Source organism: Celeribacter ethanolicus (genome assembly GCF_002407265.1).
In the GTDB taxonomy this organism is placed as follows: Bacteria; Pseudomonadota; Alphaproteobacteria; order Rhodobacterales; family Rhodobacteraceae; genus Celeribacter; species Celeribacter ethanolicus.
Window position 1 is genome coordinate 642,774 of the sequence record NZ_CP022196.1, and the last position, 16,191, is coordinate 658,964.

General features: G+C 61.9%; 18 protein-coding genes and 1 other RNA gene. 9 read left to right on the forward strand and 10 right to left on the reverse strand.

Translation table 11 applies throughout. The annotated features are described in order from the left end of the window. Positions 1-108: 108 nt before the first annotated feature. The 4 genes from ssrA to CEW89_RS03210 all read right to left on the reverse strand — a co-directional run bounded on the left by ssrA (position 109) and on the right by CEW89_RS03210 (position 3,191). Positions 109-484: a transfer-messenger RNA gene (gene ssrA, locus CEW89_RS03195) on the reverse strand. Further along, the gene (locus CEW89_RS03200) at positions 477-998 is read right to left on the reverse strand and encodes a DUF1287 domain-containing protein (protein ID WP_198403488.1); all 522 of its coding nucleotides are present in this window, start codon (positions 996-998) and stop codon (positions 477-479) included. The genes ssrA and CEW89_RS03200 overlap by 8 nt, the downstream gene beginning before the upstream one ends. A gap of 281 nt (positions 999-1,279) precedes the next feature. Beyond that, the gene (locus CEW89_RS03205) at positions 1,280-2,320 is read right to left on the reverse strand and encodes an extracellular solute-binding protein (RefSeq protein WP_096807111.1); all 1,041 of its coding nucleotides are present in this window, start codon (positions 2,318-2,320) and stop codon (positions 1,280-1,282) included. Between the two features lie 133 nt (positions 2,321-2,453). After that, positions 2,454-3,191 (reverse strand): FadR/GntR family transcriptional regulator, encoded by a 738-nt coding sequence (locus CEW89_RS03210; protein ID WP_244906153.1) that lies wholly within the window; start codon positions 3,189-3,191, stop codon positions 2,454-2,456. A gap of 128 nt (positions 3,192-3,319) precedes the next feature. Here CEW89_RS03210 and CEW89_RS03215 point away from each other — a divergent pair, with 128 nt between their 5' ends. Together CEW89_RS03215 and CEW89_RS03220 are read left to right on the forward strand one after the other, a co-directional pair. Next, on the forward strand, positions 3,320-4,303 hold the full coding sequence (locus tag CEW89_RS03215) for an MDR family oxidoreductase (RefSeq protein ID WP_096804883.1): 984 nt from the start codon (positions 3,320-3,322) through the stop codon (positions 4,301-4,303). Between the two features lie 73 nt (positions 4,304-4,376). Further along, positions 4,377-5,198 (forward strand): sulfite exporter TauE/SafE family protein, encoded by an 822-nt coding sequence (locus tag CEW89_RS03220; protein WP_066708211.1) that lies wholly within the window; start codon positions 4,377-4,379, stop codon positions 5,196-5,198. A gap of 53 nt (positions 5,199-5,251) precedes the next feature. Here CEW89_RS03220 and CEW89_RS03225 read toward each other — a convergent pair whose 3' ends face one another. The 4 genes from CEW89_RS03225 to CEW89_RS20650 all read right to left on the reverse strand — a co-directional run bounded on the left by CEW89_RS03225 (position 5,252) and on the right by CEW89_RS20650 (position 7,679). Next, positions 5,252-5,488: a DUF1289 domain-containing protein gene (locus tag CEW89_RS03225; protein WP_066708208.1), complete on the reverse strand. Its 237-nt coding sequence runs from the start codon at positions 5,486-5,488 to the stop codon at positions 5,252-5,254. Continuing rightward, positions 5,485-5,949, reverse strand: a complete 465-nt coding sequence (gene ruvX, locus CEW89_RS03230; protein ID WP_066708318.1) for a Holliday junction resolvase RuvX — start codon at positions 5,947-5,949, stop codon at positions 5,485-5,487. The genes CEW89_RS03225 and ruvX overlap by 4 nt, the downstream gene beginning before the upstream one ends. 5 nt (positions 5,950-5,954) lie before the next feature. After that, positions 5,955-7,190, reverse strand: a complete 1,236-nt coding sequence (gene ccmI, locus CEW89_RS03235) for a c-type cytochrome biogenesis protein CcmI (RefSeq protein ID WP_066708205.1) — start codon at positions 7,188-7,190, stop codon at positions 5,955-5,957. 105 nt (positions 7,191-7,295) lie between these two features. Beyond that, positions 7,296-7,679, reverse strand: coding sequence for a hypothetical protein (locus CEW89_RS20650; RefSeq protein WP_155846186.1), 384 nt, complete (start codon positions 7,677-7,679; stop codon positions 7,296-7,298). Between the two features lie 175 nt (positions 7,680-7,854). Between CEW89_RS20650 and CEW89_RS20655 the strand changes: the two genes are divergently transcribed. The 5 genes from CEW89_RS20655 (at position 7,855) to rarD (ending at position 11,491) form a co-directional block, all read left to right on the forward strand. Continuing rightward, positions 7,855-8,013: a hypothetical protein gene (locus tag CEW89_RS20655; RefSeq protein ID WP_157779746.1), complete on the forward strand. Its 159-nt coding sequence runs from the start codon at positions 7,855-7,857 to the stop codon at positions 8,011-8,013. A gap of 183 nt (positions 8,014-8,196) precedes the next feature. Beyond that, positions 8,197-8,796: a superoxide dismutase gene (locus tag CEW89_RS03245; RefSeq protein ID WP_096804885.1), complete on the forward strand. Its 600-nt coding sequence runs from the start codon at positions 8,197-8,199 to the stop codon at positions 8,794-8,796. Positions 8,797-8,942: 146 nt separating this feature from the next. After that, positions 8,943-9,260: a hypothetical protein gene (locus tag CEW89_RS03250; RefSeq protein WP_096804886.1), complete on the forward strand. Its 318-nt coding sequence runs from the start codon at positions 8,943-8,945 to the stop codon at positions 9,258-9,260. Positions 9,261-9,339: 79 nt separating this feature from the next. Next, on the forward strand, positions 9,340-10,506 hold the full coding sequence (locus tag CEW89_RS03255; protein WP_096804887.1) for an amidohydrolase: 1,167 nt from the start codon (positions 9,340-9,342) through the stop codon (positions 10,504-10,506). Between the two features lie 58 nt (positions 10,507-10,564). After that, entirely contained in the window at positions 10,565-11,491 is a 927-nt protein-coding gene (gene rarD / locus CEW89_RS03260; protein ID WP_096804888.1) for an EamA family transporter RarD, read from the forward strand. Here the strand turns inward: rarD and CEW89_RS03265 are convergent. Together CEW89_RS03265 and CEW89_RS03270 are read right to left on the reverse strand one after the other, a co-directional pair. Further along, positions 11,488-12,129, reverse strand: a complete 642-nt coding sequence (locus CEW89_RS03265; protein WP_096804889.1) for a pentapeptide repeat-containing protein — start codon at positions 12,127-12,129, stop codon at positions 11,488-11,490. The genes rarD and CEW89_RS03265 overlap by 4 nt on opposite strands. Continuing rightward, entirely contained in the window at positions 12,116-12,697 is a 582-nt protein-coding gene (locus tag CEW89_RS03270) for an LOG family protein (RefSeq protein ID WP_066708183.1), read from the reverse strand. The genes CEW89_RS03265 and CEW89_RS03270 overlap by 14 nt, the downstream gene beginning before the upstream one ends. A 163-nt stretch (positions 12,698-12,860) precedes the next feature. Between CEW89_RS03270 and CEW89_RS03275 the strand changes: the two genes are divergently transcribed. Both CEW89_RS03275 and CEW89_RS03280 read left to right on the forward strand, forming a co-directional pair. After that, complete coding sequence (locus CEW89_RS03275) at positions 12,861-14,102, forward strand: LysM peptidoglycan-binding domain-containing protein (RefSeq protein ID WP_096804890.1); 1,242 nt, start codon at positions 12,861-12,863, stop codon at positions 14,100-14,102. Positions 14,103-14,348: 246 nt separating this feature from the next. Then, positions 14,349-16,169, forward strand: coding sequence for an ABCB family ABC transporter ATP-binding protein/permease (locus CEW89_RS03280; RefSeq protein WP_244906191.1), 1,821 nt, complete (start codon positions 14,349-14,351; stop codon positions 16,167-16,169). Positions 16,170-16,191: the final 22 nt, after the last annotated feature.

Sequence of the window (16,191 nt, forward strand, 5' to 3'; positions counted from 1 at the left end):
TTCGCAAATTGCAAAAGCAGAGGGCGGCAGGACTCAATCTCGCGCGCCGCAGGATACATGTCCAACAACGATTGTGCCGGGGATCGTGTCGGGCGGTGAGAGGGGGAAAGTGCAGGTTTCTGTTGCCAGGTACCTGCGAACCCCGCCTTAAGCTGCTAGGCCTAAGGGCTTAGATTTCGATATTTCGCACAGCTTACGCTGCGAGAGCCATCGGAGCTTTGTTGTCGTTTGCAACTAGCTTAGGTGTACCGATAACGGTGGTAACTCACCGAGACAAAGCAAACCCCTTTAGACGTCCGTCGATCCTATTTCGTCCCCATGATCCAATCTCTTGCCGGTCCCAAACGAAAACCGAAGAGGGGTATTTGGTGGAGACGCCGGGTACCGCCCCCGGGTCCGATCCGCTTATTACGAGCGCGTTTATGTCCATAGTCCCCGAAGGGACAGATCACAGATAGGCGATGAGGCTCCGGGTTTCAAGTGCCCGTCGGTTTGGGAGAAAGGCGATAATGTCCGGTGATCGGATAGGCGAAGAGAAAGCCCTGTTCCCGCGTGCCGGCGCCTGCATTGTGCAGGATCAGCGGCACGCCCGTCCGGGCCTCCGTCCGGTCAGACACGATGCCGATATGGGGCTTGCCGGGCGCGAAAAGCCAGGTGACCAGATCGCCGCGCAGATAGTCCTCGGCTCGATCGCTGACTGGCAGAGACTGGCCATGGCGCTCGAAATAGCGGCGCAGGTTCGGAACCCTGCGATGGTCGATATTGGAATCCGGGCCGCTCGATCCCCAAAGCGCGGGATAGTCGGAAAAGGCGCGCAGCATGTCCTCGTGAACGCTTTGTTGCAGGTCGAGACCGTGGGAGGCACGCAGCGCCCTAATGACGACATCGGTGCAGACACCGCTCTCCATGGGCACGTCCCCGTTGGGATAGGCGATCTGCGCATAGGCCCCGTCATACTGCATCGTGACGCCGATCTGAGCTCGGGCCGCGGCGATCAAGGAGGCGGACCAGGGGTCCGCGCCCCCGGCTTTCTGTCGCCGAACCATAGGAGATCGGGACGAGGTCTGACAGCTTCGCCGTGACCGTGGCTTTGAGCGCAGGCGAGAGCTGGGAAAAGCCGAAGCCAACCGCTGCAAACACAAGACAAAGCATAAGAAACACACGACGGTACATGAGGCATTTTCCTAAGTGCGCACATATTTGTCGAGCCAAAATGCAGGCATAAGAAAAACGCCGCCCACAAGGGGGCGGCGTTCCTTTTTGGCTTTCAAGGAAGGGCTTAGAAGCCAGCCTTGATCTTCTCGAATTCTTCGGACTGCTTCTCGCGCAGCTCGACCGACATCGGCAACTGGGCCAGGATCGGGGCGTCGATCGGGGCCAGGCCACCGGCTTCGAGCGCCTCTTGACCCAACGTGGCGAGGCCTTCGGTGTTGGAAATGCCATAGCCCGCGTCCATCAGCACGGCGGCGTTGGAGGCATCGAGGAAGCCGTTAAGATAGTCATAGGCTTTTTCTTCAGAACCGGGGCCGTCCTTCAGATTGACGTAGCCACAGAGCCAGAGCGAAGAGCCCTCTTTCGGCTCGCGCTGAAATCCGACGGGGAAACCTTCGTCCGCAAGCGTCGGATAGGTTTCGTTCCAGGCCCAGGAGATCAGCACTTCGCCGGTTGCCATGAGCTGCGCCAGTTCCGCAGGGTCGGTCCAGTAGGTACGCAGGTAGGGGTGCACTTCGCGCAGCCAGGCGGAGGCGGCCTCGAATTGCTCGTCTGTGGCATTGGTCCAGTCGGTCGTGCCGGTGGCGAGATAGGCCAGCGCATAGGCGTCGTCGACGTTGTCCGGCAGCGTCATGCGGCCTTCGTATTTCGGGTTTTTGAACACGTCGAGAGAAGCGACATCCTCGGCGGGCACTTCCTCCGTGTTGTAGGCGATGGCGGTGGAGCCGAAATCGGTCGGGATGAAATAGGCACTGGTCGCCGCCACGTCCTTGCCGACGAGATTGCTGTCGAGCTTGGCGAACTCGGTGATTTTCGACGTGTCCCACGGCTCCAGAATGCCGCTTTCCTCCCATTTCATCACGGAGCCGGCACAGACGTGGCTGACGTCGGCCTTGAAACCGGAGACGAGTTTTTGCAGCGCCTCGTCTTCTTCGCCGAAGAAGGCGAAAGAGGGGACATCGCCATTCTTCTCGACATATTTGGTGTGGAAGGCCGGGTCTTCGAAACCGGAATAGTCAAACACCAGCAGATCGGGGTCTTCGGCGAAAGCGGCGCTCGCGACGGTGGCGAAGGCGACGCTGCCCAGAAGAGTTTTAAGCGTGTTCATGAAGGTCATCTCCCTGAAAATGGACCAATTCTGGGAGATGACGCTAGCATGGGTTTTGCCTCGTGCAAGGGGCGCTTTGGGCGTCGTGGCGTTTTTTCGGGAGTTTGCCCTAAATTTGATCAAATTTAGGCGATCAATCTCTTCGATGCGGGGTTTCCGGAGGGGCCGCAAGCCGATGGCCCTGCGCCGCATGGGCGGTGCGCAGGGTCTGGTCCCGCAGGTAATCAATCAGGATTTCGAGCTTCGATCCGACCCGCGCTTCCAGCGCATCGGCAATGGCCTCATGCAGGCCGATCACGGCATCGCGGTCGCGCTGGCGATAGGTGATCATGTTCATCAGCGGCTCGATTCCCTCGACCGCTGCCGCCAGTTGCCATGACAGCACCGGATTGCCCGCCGCATCAACAAGGGCCCGGTGAAACGCCACATCGGAGGCGCAGAACGCCTCGTCGCTCAGTTCCGGATCCTTCTGTCGGGCAATCTCTCGTCGCATGATGTCGAGATGCTCCGGGCCGCGATGCTTGGCGGCCAGTCGCATGCAACCGCGCTCAAGCGCAAAGCGCGCTTCGCAGGCGGTGGCGATGTCGATCTCGTTCAATCCGATCAGAAGCGTGGCCTTGGAAGCCATGTCGGCGCATGCTTCCTCGAAGCTTTGCCGATGCACGAACGCCCCGCCAGCGGCCCCGCGCCGCGTGCGGATCAGGCTCTGCGCCGCCAAGCGTTTGAGTGCTTCGCGCACGGTCGCCCGCGACACGCCATGGGTCTCGGCCAGTTCCGATTCCGAGGGCAGGCGTTGATCCGCCGCCAGCTTGCCAGAAGCAATATCGGCTCGGATCGCATCCGCGATCACGGTTGGCAAGTCTCTGGACATATTTTGTTTTTCTTTATTGTCTGACATTTAAACCATGGTCCGACCTATTTGTCAGACATTTGCTTGCATTGTGTTTTCATTTGTCCGACATTTAAGCAAATCTCATGCAGCATAGCAAGGAGGACCGCATGAAAGCTTTGGTCATGGAACAGACTGCCGAGGGGCTGGCAGAACCGCATATCAAGGACATTTCCGAAGATCTTCTGCCCGAAGGCGATGTCACGGTGAAGGTCGAATATTCGACGCTGAATTACAAGGACGGGCTGTGTCTCTCCCCAAAGGGCGGCGGGCTGGTGCGGCACTATCCGCATGTGCCGGGGATCGACTTTGCCGGGACGGTCGAGCGCTCCGACAGCCCCGAATTCCACCCCGGCGACAAGGTGGTGCTGACCGGCTGGCGCGTCGGGGAGGTGCATTGGGGCGGCTATGCCGAAAAGGCGCGGGTCAAATCGGATTGGCTGGTGCCGCTGCCCGAAGGGCTCTCGACACGGCAAGCCATGGCGGTCGGCACGGCCGGGTTCACCGCGATGCTGGCGGTCATGGCACTCGAAGATCACGGTCTGACGCCTGACAAGGGGCCCGTTCTGGTCACCGGTGCCTCGGGTGGGGTCGGCTCCGTTGCGACAGCCATTCTCGCGCATCTCGGCTATGAGGTCGCCGCCGTCACCGGGCGTCCCGCAGGGGCTGGCTATCTCAAATCCTTGGGCGCAAGCCGGATCGTGGCGCGTGAAGAAATCGCGGAGACGGTCAAACGTCCGCTCGAATCCGAGACCTGGGCGGGCTGTGTCGATGCGGTGGGGGGCGCAATGCTGGCGCGCATCCTCGGCCAGATGAAATATGGCGGTTCGGTGGCCGCGGTGGGGCTTGCGGGCGGGGCCGATTTGCCGACCTCGGTGATCCCGTTCCTGTTGCGCGGGGTGAACCTGCTGGGCATCGATTCCGTCATGCAGCCGAAAGAGAACCGCATCCGCTGCTGGAACCGGATCGCCATCGACCTTCCGATGGAAAAACTTGAGGAGATGGTGCAGTCGGTGACGCTGGAAGACCTGCCCGCGCTCGGCGCTGCGATCCTCAAGGGCGGGGTGAAGGGCCGGGTGCTGGTCGAACTCTGATCGGAAACGCAGGCACAGGCTTTGAAAAACGCGCTCTTTTCAGGGGCGCGTTTTGTCGTTAACGCTTTGCGCCATGGATTTCGCAACGCTTCTCCCCTTCGCCGCCCTGATCGCCGTCATCGGCGCGTTCGCGGGCATTCTTGCAGGCCTTTTGGGCGTGGGGGGCGGCATCGTTCTCGTCCCCGCCTTCTATTACGCCTTCTCTGGGCTGGGCTATGACAGTCCGCAACTCATGCAGATATGTCTCGCCACGTCTTTGGCGACGATCATCGTGACCTCGATCCGCTCCGTTCTGTCGCACCACAAAAAGGGCGCGGTGGAATGGCCCATCCTCAAGAGCTTTGCGCCGGGGATCGTCGTCGGCGCAATCATCGGCGTGCTGGTCGCCTCCAGCCTGCGCTCGGCCACATTGCAGATGATCTTTGGCGGGGTCGCGATCTTCATCGGGCTCTACATGGCCTTCGGCAATTCCGCATGGCGGATCGGCTCGGAGATGCCCAAGGGGATCATGCGGGGGATCATCTCGCCGCTGATCGGGTTCCTGTCCGTGCTCATGGGCATTGGTGGCGGCTCCTTCGGGGTGCCGACGATGACGCTTTACGGCGTGCCGATCCACCGTGCCGTGGCCACCGCCGCAGGCTTTGGCGCGATCATCGCGATCCCTTCGGTGATCGGCTTTCTCTTTGTCGATCTGCCCGCCGATGTGACGCCCCCCTTTACCGTGGGGGCGGTCAATATCGCAGCCTTCCTTCTGGTCATCTGCATGACGCTGATCACGGCCCCTCTAGGGGCAAAGATCGCCCATGCCATGGACCCGAAACCCCTGAAACGCGTGTTTGGCGGCTTCCTGATCCTCGTGGCGCTCAACATGCTGCGCAAGGCGCTGATGGGGTGAGGTTTTGAGTATTTCGGGCACAAAGGAAACCCGTCTCCTTTGTGCTCAAATACTCATTCCATCCGTTTCAACCGCGCCGCGCGGCCGCCACGGCGTTTGGTCGGGGCCGGTGAGCGGTTGGGCAGTTCAGCCATGATGGCGCGGCGCTCTTCAGCGGACATCGAGGACCAGCGCCCGATTTCGTCGATTGAGCGGGCGCAGCCAAGGCAAAGCCTTGTGTCCGGGTGAATTTGACAGATCTTCGTGCAGGGGCTTTCGATCTCGTCGCGTTTCCAGATGTCGTCCGTCATAGGTTTCTGAGCCTGTCCAGAGCCCCCTGAAGGATCACGCCCGCCGCCACCTGGTCGATTTTCTCGGCGCGTTTGGCGCGGGACATGTCGGCCTCCAGCATGGCTCGGTCGGCGGCGACCGACGACAGGCGTTCGTCCCAGAAGGTGATTGGCAGATCTGTCAATTGGCCGAGATTGCGCGCGAAAGCGCGAGTTTTCTGACAGCGCGGGCCCTCGGTGCCGTCCATGTTGCGCGGCAGGCCCAAGACGATGCCACTCACTTCGCGCGACGCGAGCAGCTTGAGCAGTGCCTCGGCATCCAGCGTGAATTTCTTGCGCCGGATCGTATCCGTGGGGGAGGCGACCGAGTGCAGCCGGTCGGAGATTGCCACGCCAATGGTCTTGTCGCCGAAATCCAGCCCGGCAAGCGGGCACATCGGGGTCACGGCGGCCTTGAACACCGCAATATCATCGGTGATCAGCGCGCTCATTCGACCAGACCCGCACGTTCCGCGCCCTGACGCACGACCGCCAGAGCCTCGGGGGTTGCGCCGAAGATCACCTGTGCCTCGCCCCAGATCGCCTTGGCGCGCTCCGTTTCGCCCAGCATGGCGAGCGAGGAAATCAGTCGCGACCATTCCTCCGGGCTGCCGCCTTCATTGGCGAGACGGGCCGCGAGGCCTTCGACCATGCCGCGGATCATCTCCTGACGTTCCTCGGGGGTCATGTCGGCGGTGGCTTCGACATCTTCCTGCGTCGGGCCGCGCAAGCCCCCGGCCATCGGGGCAGGCGGCAGGGTATAGCGGATGCCTGCGGCCTGTGCGACGCTCTCGATCTGCTGCCGGATCGGCATCACCCAGGGGTCTTCGGCGGAGGACGAGGACAGGAGCGGTTGCCAGAGCCGGAAGGTCATGTCGGGGCGCCCGGTCTGGGCAAACATGAGGCCGGAGTAATAGATCGCCGTGCCGTTCTGCGGATCGCGTTGCAGCGCCTTGGTGAGTGCGTCCTCGGCCTCCGGCGAGACAAAGCCGCCCGCAGCGAGGATCATCATATCGGCCAGATCGGCGTAATCGTCGGCGGTGGCGCCGGGGCCCTTGATGCGGATCACCTGTTTCTGCGCCTCATAGGCGGCGCGGTAATTGCCGGCCACGGCCTCGTTGCGTGCCAGAAGGATATGGCCCTGAAGATCGTCGGGCCTAGTGGTGAGCGCATCGCGCAGCTGGACAAGCAAGGTCGTGAGGCGCTCGTCCGGTTCCATGATGGGCGGCGAGGGCGGGCGCATCTGTTCGATCGCGTCCTGTGTCGGGCGGTTGGCACGGGCCTCTTCGGCCAGTTCGATGCGATGGGTGAGCGGCAGGTCCTCGTAGCCCGGCGCACCGAGGTCGTTGTAGAGCCAAAGCGCACCGCCGCTGACTGCGGCAAAGAGCACGGCGGCGGCCCAGATCGGCGCGCCACGCACACCGTGCTTTTCGCTGGCGCGGGCCTTGTCGGCATCGAGGAGACGGCGCGAGACCTCGATCCGGGCGCGTTTGGCGTCCTCGGCGGAGAGCACGCCGCGAGCCTCGTCGCGGTCCACTTCCTTGAGCTGGTCGCGGTAGACCTTCATCTCCACCTCGGCGGTGGAGCTATCGACATCGCCGATGCCATGGGCGCGCCGGAGCGCAAGGGCCAGCGGGATCGCGGAGAGCAGGGCGATGGCGAAAGCGATGATCCAGAAGGTCATATCAGGGTCCGTCAAAGAGAATTCCGTTGCAAGGGTGTATCCGGCGGACGGGCTTTGCGAAACCCCTTATGACGCGGGTGTGACCGAATGGCTCGTGGGGAAGATTTATTCCAGAGAAGGGAACATCAATTCATGAAGGTCGCTTCCAAGATCGGCGCTGTGTTCACTGCTGGACAGCAGAAGTTCTTCGCCGTCCTTCTTGAGGGTCAGTCGAAGTTCGGCGTCGCGTATGTCCTCGGCGATAAGAGACGCGCCATCGAGCACCGTAAGGGTTGAAAACAGCGAGGCTTCGGCAATGTACTCCATAAGCTGACGGCAGGTCCGTTGTTGCTCCTCATCCAGAGACCTGTACCATTTAGACAACGTCACAAGTCGCTTTGCGGGTTTGCGTCCCGGAGGGTTTTGTAACGATTGTTCGGATGACGTTACGACGTCATCAACGCACTCACGGCGCAGATCCAAGGCAAACTGTTCTCTGGTGTAGTTCATTGCTTTCGCTTCTGAAAAAACTATGTCGTCTGATCCCCCAAGTTCATGGATCATCTTCAGAAAAATCTAAATGTTTCTCATTGATCTTTCATAAATGCCCTATTTGGAACCAATCGCAACGTCAATCGTTTATCACCTAAGCGGCCTGTCATGGCCCAGACTTAAGGAGAAAGATATGAGTGGCAATAAAACGGGTGGCAACACAGGGCTTGGAATTCTGGTGGGGGCGATGCTCGTGCTGGTGGCTGGGATCGCCTATTATCTCTTCACGGGGGGCGATGTGCCGCCGATCGGCGACGAACCGGAAATCCAGATCGACCTGCCGGACAATTGAGTCCAGTCCAGACCTGATCCGTGGCGCCCGGTCGGGTGCACGGAAAACGGATGGTTGAAGGGTGAACAACCCATGTTCGCGATTTTTGGAACGTTTCCAAAGTTTCTCCCTTGACCCGAGCCGGTCATCGGATCAGGTATATGCCTGACAGAAACGCACAACTTCTGAATTATGGAGGCCCCAATGGCTTTTGAACTTCCCGATCTTCCCTATGCCTACGACGCACTCGCTGATCTCGGCATGTCGCAAGAGACGCTGGAATATCACCACGACCTGCACCACAACGCTTATGTGACCACCGGCAACACGCTGGCTGCTGGCACCGAGTGGGAAGGCAAATCGGTCGAAGAGATCATCAAAGGCACCTATGCCGCTGGCGCCGTGGCGCAGTCGGGCCTGTTCAACAACGCGTCCCAGCACTGGAACCACACCCAGTTCTGGGAAATGATGGGTCCGGGCGAGAAGAAAATGCCGGGCGAGCTTGAAAAAGCTCTCGTCGAGTCCTTCGGTTCCGTCGACGAGTTCAAGAAACAGTTCGCCGCCGCGGGTGCCTCCCAGTTCGGCTCCGGCTGGGCCTGGCTGGTGAAAGACACCGACGGTTCGCTCAAAGTGACCAAAACCGAAAACGGCGTGAACCCGCTCTGCTTCGGCCAGACCGCTCTGCTGGGCTGTGACGTGTGGGAACATTCCTACTACATCGACTTCCGCAACAAACGCCCGGTCTACCTGTCGAACTTCCTCGACAAGCTTGTGAACTGGGAAAACGTCGCCTCCCGCATGTAAGTCGTGAGACGATGCCGGATTTTGGAAAGGGCGCCCATGTGGTGCCCTTTTTGCATTTCGGGGAGGGGGCGCGAGATTTTCCCATTGATATCAAATGCTCCGACACTCAGCCTTGCGGTACACGCGTCAAGGATCAGGAGGGGTGGATGAAATATGTCATGGCGGCAGGGCTGACGGTGATGTGTCAGATCGGCGTTGCACAGGCGGAGGATTTGAAAACCGCTTATGTGAACGGCTGTATGGCGGAGGGCGAAAGCCCCGTGGTGTGCGACTGTGCCTATGGGGTGGCGGAAAGGACGCTCGATCCGGATGTGATCCGTATCGCCATTGCCCTCTCGGGTGGAAATGTCGCGGCGGCGCAGACCCTGGTGGTGTCGGCGGGATACAGTGGCGCAGAGGATCCCGAACTCATAGCCGATGTCATGGGCTTTGCCCGGGCCGTCGAAGCGCAGTGTCTGCCCTGACGTGGTGTGACGGAGGGCTCTTTCCCTCGCGCGTGACACATGACAGGGTGCCGCTGATCTGACGACAAGAGACACCGAGATGACGCCGCTTTCCAACGCCTGGACCCTCACCCCGGACATGCTGTCCGAGGCCGTGGCACTGCGCCATGAGCTGCACCGCTTTCCCGAAGTCTCCGGTGCCGAGCATGAAACCGCGAAACGCATGGCCGCGCGGATGCGGGCGCTTGGCGCGGAGGTGATCGAGGGGCTGGGGGGCATGGGGATCGCAGCGCTGTTCGGAGCCGGACCGAAAACTTTGATGATCCGTGCCGAACTCGATGCGCTGCCGATCCTTGAGGCGACCGGGCCAGACTATCGCTCGGAGCACGAAGGTGTCGGGCATCTGTGCGGTCACGACGGTCATATGGCAACGCTTTTCGCCGTGGCTTCTGCTCTGTCGCAGCGTGCGCCGGAGTGTCGTGTGGCGCTTTTGTTCCAACCCGCCGAGGAGATCGGGGCGGGGGCGCGGCTGGTGCTGGCCGACCCGGCATTCGACGCGATCAGACCCGATCTTGCGATCTCTTTGCACAATCTTCCGAAACGGCCGCTTGGAGCGGTGGCCCTGAAGGAAGGTCCAGTCGCCTGCGCCTCCCGGGGACTGCGTATCCGCCTGACCGGCCAGACCTCGCATGCGGCCCGACCGGAGAACGGTCGTTCGCCGGGGCTGACGCTGGCACAGCTCATCCCGGCGCTCGGGGCCCTGTCGCGCGATCTGCCGACCGAAGATCCGGGGTTTCGGCTATGCACCGTCACCCATGCCCGGCTCGGTGTGCCGTCTTTTGGCATCAGCCCCGGCGAGGCCGAACTTCAGATCACATTGCGAACTTTGTTCAATTCTGAAATGGCTGCGCTCGAGGCCGAGGCCCGCGCTCTGATCGAGACCACCGCCGCAGGGTTCGCACCCGAGATCACTCTCCACGATGCGTTTAGCCATTCGGTCAATGCGCCGGAGGCCACGGCGCTGCTGGAGCGCGCCTGTACGGGCCTGCCGCGCGCCGAGGGAGCAATCCCGATGCGCCCGTCTGAGGATTTCGGCCTGTTCGGTACGAAAATCCCCGCAGCCATGTTGTTTCTTGGTTCGGGCGAGGATCAGCCGGAATTGCACAACCCGGATTTCGATTTTCCCGACGGGCTCATTCCTGTCGGTGCGGAGATTTTCCTGCGCGCGATTCAGGCTTTCGCCAGCGATGGCAGGCAGGGCACCTGAGCCCCTGTGCGTTTTCGCCTCTTGCCAAAGGGTGGGGAAAAGGCGCTTTGTCACGGCCATGACCGAGACGCAAAAAGGCTATGTCGCCCTCCTGATCGCCCAGACCGCATGGGGTCTCTCGCCGCTGTATTACAAGGCGGTGGCCGATGTGCCTGCCTTCGAGGTGCTGGCGCATCGCACGCTCTGGACCTGTCTGCTTTTCGGTCTCTGGATCGGGTTGCAGGGCCGGCTGGGCGAATTGCGCGCCCTGATGACCGGACCGCAGGCGGGCAAGGTGCTGGCCGCCGCGCTTTTCGTGTCGGTCAACTGGGGGCTGTTCATCTATGCGATCCAGTCGGGGCAGGCGCTTGAGGCCGCCTTCGGCTATTACATCTTTCCGCTGGTCGCGACCGTCATCGGCATGGCGATGTTTCGTGAACGGCTCTCCGGCCTGCAATATGCGGCGCTAGGGCTGGCCGCGCTCGCCGTCGTCGTGCTGGGCGTCGGGCTCGGTGCGCTGCCCTGGATCGCGCTGACACTTGCCGTGACCTTTTCGATCTACGGCGCGATCAAGAAGACGCTCGACGCCGGGCCGATCCTGTCGGTGACCGCCGAAGTGGTGCTTTTATTGCCGATCGCGCTGGTCTGGCTCGTGGGCGCGTATCTTGCGGGCTGGGGCGGGACGGAGGCACAGCCCGCAGGCGCCTTCGGGCACTCGCTCAAGGACACGGTGCTTCTGATCTTCTCGGGGCTGATTACCGGCATGCCGCTGATCTTCTTCACCGCCGCCGCGCGTCGTCTGCCGCTTACGGTGGTCGGCATGGGGCAATATTGGAACTCGACGCTGCAATTCCTTGTCGCCGTGCTGATCTTTGCCGAACCTTTCACCCATTGGCATGCCATCGCCATGCCGCTGATCTGGATCGCACTGGCGCTCTACACCGTCGAGGCTTTCCGCCGCGAGGCCCTGAGCCGCAAAGCACGCAAGGCCACGCGAACGGTCTAGAGAACCGTCACGCCCAGACCGCGAAGCAATTCGGTTGCCTGCGCCTTCGAGATGATCGCGCCCTTGAAACAGGCGGCACTCGCAAAACTCAGCGGTCCCAGATCGGCCTGCCGCAAATCGGCGCCCTCGAACCTGGCGGTTGCGAGATGGGCCGCCTGCATCCGGCAGCGTTCGAACGTGGCCTCCCGGAAATCGCAGCCCGCGAGATCGGCTTCGCTGAGGTCGATCTGCTCGAGCTGGCATTTGCGGAAATTCATCTGCCGCAGATAGGCCCCCGCAAGCACCGAGCCGTTGAAGTCGACCCCGAGGGCGCGGGCGTCCCTGAACTCCGCGCCGGTCAGCTTGCAATCGCGAAAGATCGCATCGGAAATATCGCTGCCGACCCAGCGTGACAGCGAGAGGTTGCAACCCTCGAACCGGGCCTCTGAGAGACGGGCGTAGCTGAAATCGGCCTGAAGCGCCTTGCATTTGACAAAGCAGGCCTCTTCCAGCGTTGCGCCGGTGAAGCTGCAGGACTGGAATTCGCAGAGCTCGAATCTATAGTCCGACATGTCCATCCCGTCGAAGTTTAGCCCTTCGAAGCGGCAGGAGAGGACATCCGTCCCGTTCAGCGCCGCGATGTCGTCAATGACCTGCATCGGTCCGCGCGGTGCGCAAAGCTTCGGCCAGCTCGCCGACCGTCTGCACCGTCTCGTAATATTGCGCGGTGGAAAGCGGCGCGAAGCCTTCGTCGATCACATGTTCGATCAGCGCTTCGAGCGGTTTCCAGTAGCCTTCGGTCGACAAGAGGAAGATCGGCTTGTCATGCAATCCGATCTGTTTCCAGGTCAGCACCTCGAAGAACTCGTCGAGCGAGCCGGCGCCGCCCGGCAGCACCACGATGGCGTCGCAATTCATGAACATGACCTTTTTGCGCTCATGCATGTTCTCGGTGACGATGAAGGTGGTGAGATCGCGTTTGCCGACCTCTTTCGGCAGAAGATGGGTCGGGATCACACCAAAGGTCGCAGCCCCCTTGGCCTGTGCCGCCCGCGCCACGGCGCCCATCAACCCGACATCGCCCGCGCCATAGACCAGCCGCCAGCCTTCGTCCGCGATCATCTCTCCGACCTCTGTTGCCGCCGCCTCGTATTCGGGCTTGCCTCCGGGGCGCGAGCCACAGAAGACACAGATCGAAAACAAGGAGGAAACGGGCTGGGATGACATGGCGGTCCCTTTGCGACGGGTTTGAAAAAAGGAAGTCTTTGACCCTTGTTAGCCCCCTTGCTAGGTTGTCTCAAGCCTTGATCTCGCAGCCCTGATCCGTGTCTCAATCTCGGGGGGTGACGGTCGTGCGACAGGGCCGGACCATCAGGGGGATGTGCCGAACATGGCGAAACAGAATGCATGGATGATGCCGGCGGCCGGTGTCGGGGCTGCGGTGCTGGTCGCGGCGATCGGGGCCGTGCTCTATCTCGGGCGTCCGATGGAGGAGGAGGCTTTGCCTCAGCCGGTGGCGGTGGTTCCAGAGCCTGCGACCGGAGACAACGGGACGATTGAGAGCGCCGAAGCCGTGCCGACCCCGGCGCAGATTCTGCCGCGCTTCGATCTCGTGCGCATTCCGCCCGACGGGCTTGCCACCGTGGCCGGACAGGCCGAGCCGGGTACGGAGGTGCATATCCTCGTCGATGGCACCGAAGTCACCAGCGCAGAGGCCAATGAGCGAGGCGAATTCGTGGCCCTGTTCGGGCTCGACGCCTCCGGGACGGCACGCGAAATGCAATTGGTGAGCGGTACGGGCGCGGGCGCTTTGGCGAGTGCCGAAAGCGTGATCGTCGCACCGGCCAGCCCCGCCGACACGGTGGTGGCAGAGGCACAGCAGCGGCCGGACGCGACCTCGCCGGACGAGGTGCCCGACGAGGTCGGGGCCGAGGCGATCGAAACTGCGGGCGGTGCCCCTCTGGCCGCCTCCGGGGCGGGCACTTCCATCGCGCAGAAAATTCTCGACGGCAACGGCAACGTGGTTTCGCCCGTCGCGCCAACCGTGCTGATGGCCGATGACGAAGGCGTCAAGGTGCTGCAACAGGACGGCACGGCTCCCGGTGCATTGCATATCGACGCGGTGAGCTACGATCCCGAGGGGCGAGTCTTCGTCTCGGGGCGGGCTGAGCCGGGCGCGGCGCTGCGGCTCTATCTCGATCAGGCGCTTATTGCACACACGCAGATTGGCAAAGACGGACAATGGCGCACGGAACTCAAGCATGTGGCCGCCGGGCGTTATGCCTTGCGCGCCGATCAGGTGGACGCCTGGGGCGCGGTGGTGAGCCGGGCGGAAATCCCGTTCCATCGCGAGGAGGTGGCGTTGCTGGCGCAGATCGCGGGAGAGACGACCGAGGCCGAACCGCGTCAAGAGACGGGCGTTGCCGAAACCGTGGAAGTTCCAGAAGTGACGCCGCCCGCATCGCGCATCGCCTCCGTCACCGTGCAGCCGGGCAACACGCTTTGGGGCATCGCTTCGACACGCTATGGCGACGGGTTCCTTTATGTGCGGGTGTTCGACGCCAACCGTGACCAGATCCGCAATCCCGACCTGATCTATCCGGGGCAGATTTTCCAGTTGCCCGAGGAGTGATCCAACCCGGTTCGGAGATTGCGCAGAAAGCATCAGAGGGGTATGCGGGCGAGGCCTCTTGCCTTGCCGCGTCTTTTCCGCGATTTTGGCGTCCCTTCACTCCGATCTGAAGTGTTGCGACTTGAGCTTGAGGCACGAAGATAACTCGAAACGCACACAACATTCAGATGTTCCACAGGTTTCGCGAAAAGCTGTGTCTCAGGTTTTTCCCGAAACGCTCTAGCCCGAAAGGTTGCCATGAGAGGTATGCGTCCCTCCGTCACCACCGACCGAACTCCCGAGAACGGCTGGCTCGTTCTGCGCAAGGTCGCGCCCTATCTCTGGCCCAGGGGCAACACGCCCGTGCGTGTGAAGGTGGTGATTTCAGTCGTCCTGCTGGTGATCGCCAAACTGACCGCCGTGGCCACGCCGTGGTTCTACAAGGCTGCCGTCGACAGCCTCTCGGGCGAGACGGCACAGGACGCGGCGTGGTTCGTTGCCGTGGGGGCGATCGGGCTGACCGTGGCTTATGGCGTGGCGCGGATGATGGAGGTGGGGTTCCAGCAACTCCGCGCGGCGGTGTTTTCGCCGGTCGAGCAGGGTGCGCTGCGGGTCATCGCGCTCCAGACCTTCCAGCACATCCACAAGCTGTCGCTGCGCTACCACCTGACCCGACGCACCGGGGGCCTCAGCCGGATTATCGAGCGCGGGGTGAAGGGCGTCGCGTTCCTGATGAACGTGCTGATCTTTGGCATCGCGCCCCTGATCTTTCAGCTCGGGCTGGTACTGATCATCCTCTGGGGGGCATTTGGCTGGACGTATATGGGGATCGTGGCGGTCACGGTGGTGGCCTATGTGGTCTTCACGCTCAAGGTCACCGAATGGCGGGTGAAAATCCGCTACGAGATGAACAAACAGGACACGGAAGCCAACCAGAAGGCTGTCGACAGCCTGTTGAACTTCGAAACCGTCAAATATTTCAACGCCGAAGGTGGCGAGGCGCGGCGCTACGATCAGGCCATGGCGGGCTATGAGACGGCGGCGATCAAGACCGAACGCTCGCTGGCGTTTCTCAACTTCGGCCAGACCTTCCTGATCACCTCCGGGCTGATCGCTGTGATGGTTCTGGCGGCTTTGGGAGTTCAGAACGGCACGCTGACCGTCGGCGATTTCGTCATGGTCAACGCCTATATGATTCAGATCACCATGCCTTTGAACTTCTTGGGCTCGATGTACCGCAACATCCGCCAGTCCATCGTCGATATGGAGGATATGTTCTACCTCCTCGAACAACCGGCCGAGATCGTCGACGCGCCGGGTGCGCAGCCGCTCAAGGTGACGGGCGGGACGGTGACCCTCGATCATGTGGAATTCGCCTATGATCCGGCGCGGCCGATCCTGCATGGCGTCGATCTTGAAGTGCCGGCGGGGCGCACATTGGCCATCGTCGGCCATTCCGGATCGGGCAAATCCACCATCGGGCGGCTGTTGTTCCGCTTCTATGATGTGACCGGCGGGCGGCTGATGATCGACGGGCAGGACCTCCGCGATGTGACGCAGGACAGTCTGCATGCCGCGATTGGCGTAGTGCCGCAGGACACGGTGCTGTTCAACGACACGATCCGCTACAACATCGGCTACGGGCGCGATGGGGCGACTTATGACGAGATCGTTGAGGCGGCAAAAAAGGCCAAGATTCACGACTTCATCATGGGCCTGCCGGAGGGCTATGAGACGCAGGTCGGCGAACGCGGGCTGAAACTCTCGGGCGGCGAGAAACAACGCGTCGGAATCGCCCGCACGCTGCTGAAAGACCCGCCGATCCTTCTGCTCGATGAGGCCACATCGGCGCTCGACACCCAGACCGAACGCGGCATTCTGGGCGCGCTGAAACTGGCGGGCGAAGGCCGCACGGTGATCACCATCGCGCACCGCCTCTCGACGATTGCCGACAGCGATGAGATCGTCGTGCTGGAGGCGGGCCATGTGGTCGAGCGTGGCACCCATGAGGCGCTTTTGCAGGCGGGCGGCAAATATGCGGCGATGTGGGCGGCGCAGGCCGAGGATCGCGACGCGGCGGCGGCGTGATCCGCCTCTGTCACGGCAATGA

Excerpts from the sequence above, each read along its gene's own strand:
- CEW89_RS03275 (WP_096804890.1), top strand. The coding sequence starts at position 12,861 with ATGGCGAAACAGAATGCATGGATGATGCCGGCGGCCGGTGTCGGGGCT.
- CEW89_RS03270 (WP_066708183.1), bottom strand. The coding sequence starts at position 12,697 with ATGTCATCCCAGCCCGTTTCCTCCTTGTTTTCGATCTGTGTCTTCTGT.
- CEW89_RS20655 (WP_157779746.1), top strand. The coding sequence starts at position 7,855 with ATGAGTGGCAATAAAACGGGTGGCAACACAGGGCTTGGAATTCTGGTG.
- CEW89_RS03265 (WP_096804889.1), bottom strand. The coding sequence starts at position 12,129 with ATGCAGGTCATTGACGACATCGCGGCGCTGAACGGGACGGATGTCCTC.
- CEW89_RS03250 (WP_096804886.1), top strand. The coding sequence starts at position 8,943 with ATGAAATATGTCATGGCGGCAGGGCTGACGGTGATGTGTCAGATCGGC.
- CEW89_RS03205 (WP_096807111.1), bottom strand. The coding sequence starts at position 2,320 with ATGAACACGCTTAAAACTCTTCTGGGCAGCGTCGCCTTCGCCACCGTC.
- CEW89_RS03225 (WP_066708208.1), bottom strand. The coding sequence starts at position 5,488 with ATGACGGACGACATCTGGAAACGCGACGAGATCGAAAGCCCCTGCACG.
- ccmI (WP_066708205.1), bottom strand. The coding sequence starts at position 7,190 with ATGACCTTCTGGATCATCGCTTTCGCCATCGCCCTGCTCTCCGCGATC.
- CEW89_RS03280 (WP_244906191.1), top strand. The coding sequence starts at position 14,349 with ATGCGTCCCTCCGTCACCACCGACCGAACTCCCGAGAACGGCTGGCTC.
- rarD (WP_096804888.1), top strand. The coding sequence starts at position 10,565 with ATGACCGAGACGCAAAAAGGCTATGTCGCCCTCCTGATCGCCCAGACC.
- CEW89_RS03245 (WP_096804885.1), top strand. The coding sequence starts at position 8,197 with ATGGCTTTTGAACTTCCCGATCTTCCCTATGCCTACGACGCACTCGCT.
- CEW89_RS03220 (WP_066708211.1), top strand. The coding sequence starts at position 4,377 with ATGGATTTCGCAACGCTTCTCCCCTTCGCCGCCCTGATCGCCGTCATC.
- CEW89_RS03255 (WP_096804887.1), top strand. The coding sequence starts at position 9,340 with ATGACGCCGCTTTCCAACGCCTGGACCCTCACCCCGGACATGCTGTCC.
- CEW89_RS03210 (WP_244906153.1), bottom strand. The coding sequence starts at position 3,191 with ATGTCCAGAGACTTGCCAACCGTGATCGCGGATGCGATCCGAGCCGAT.
- CEW89_RS20650 (WP_155846186.1), bottom strand. The coding sequence starts at position 7,679 with ATGAACTACACCAGAGAACAGTTTGCCTTGGATCTGCGCCGTGAGTGC.
- CEW89_RS03215 (WP_096804883.1), top strand. The coding sequence starts at position 3,320 with ATGAAAGCTTTGGTCATGGAACAGACTGCCGAGGGGCTGGCAGAACCG.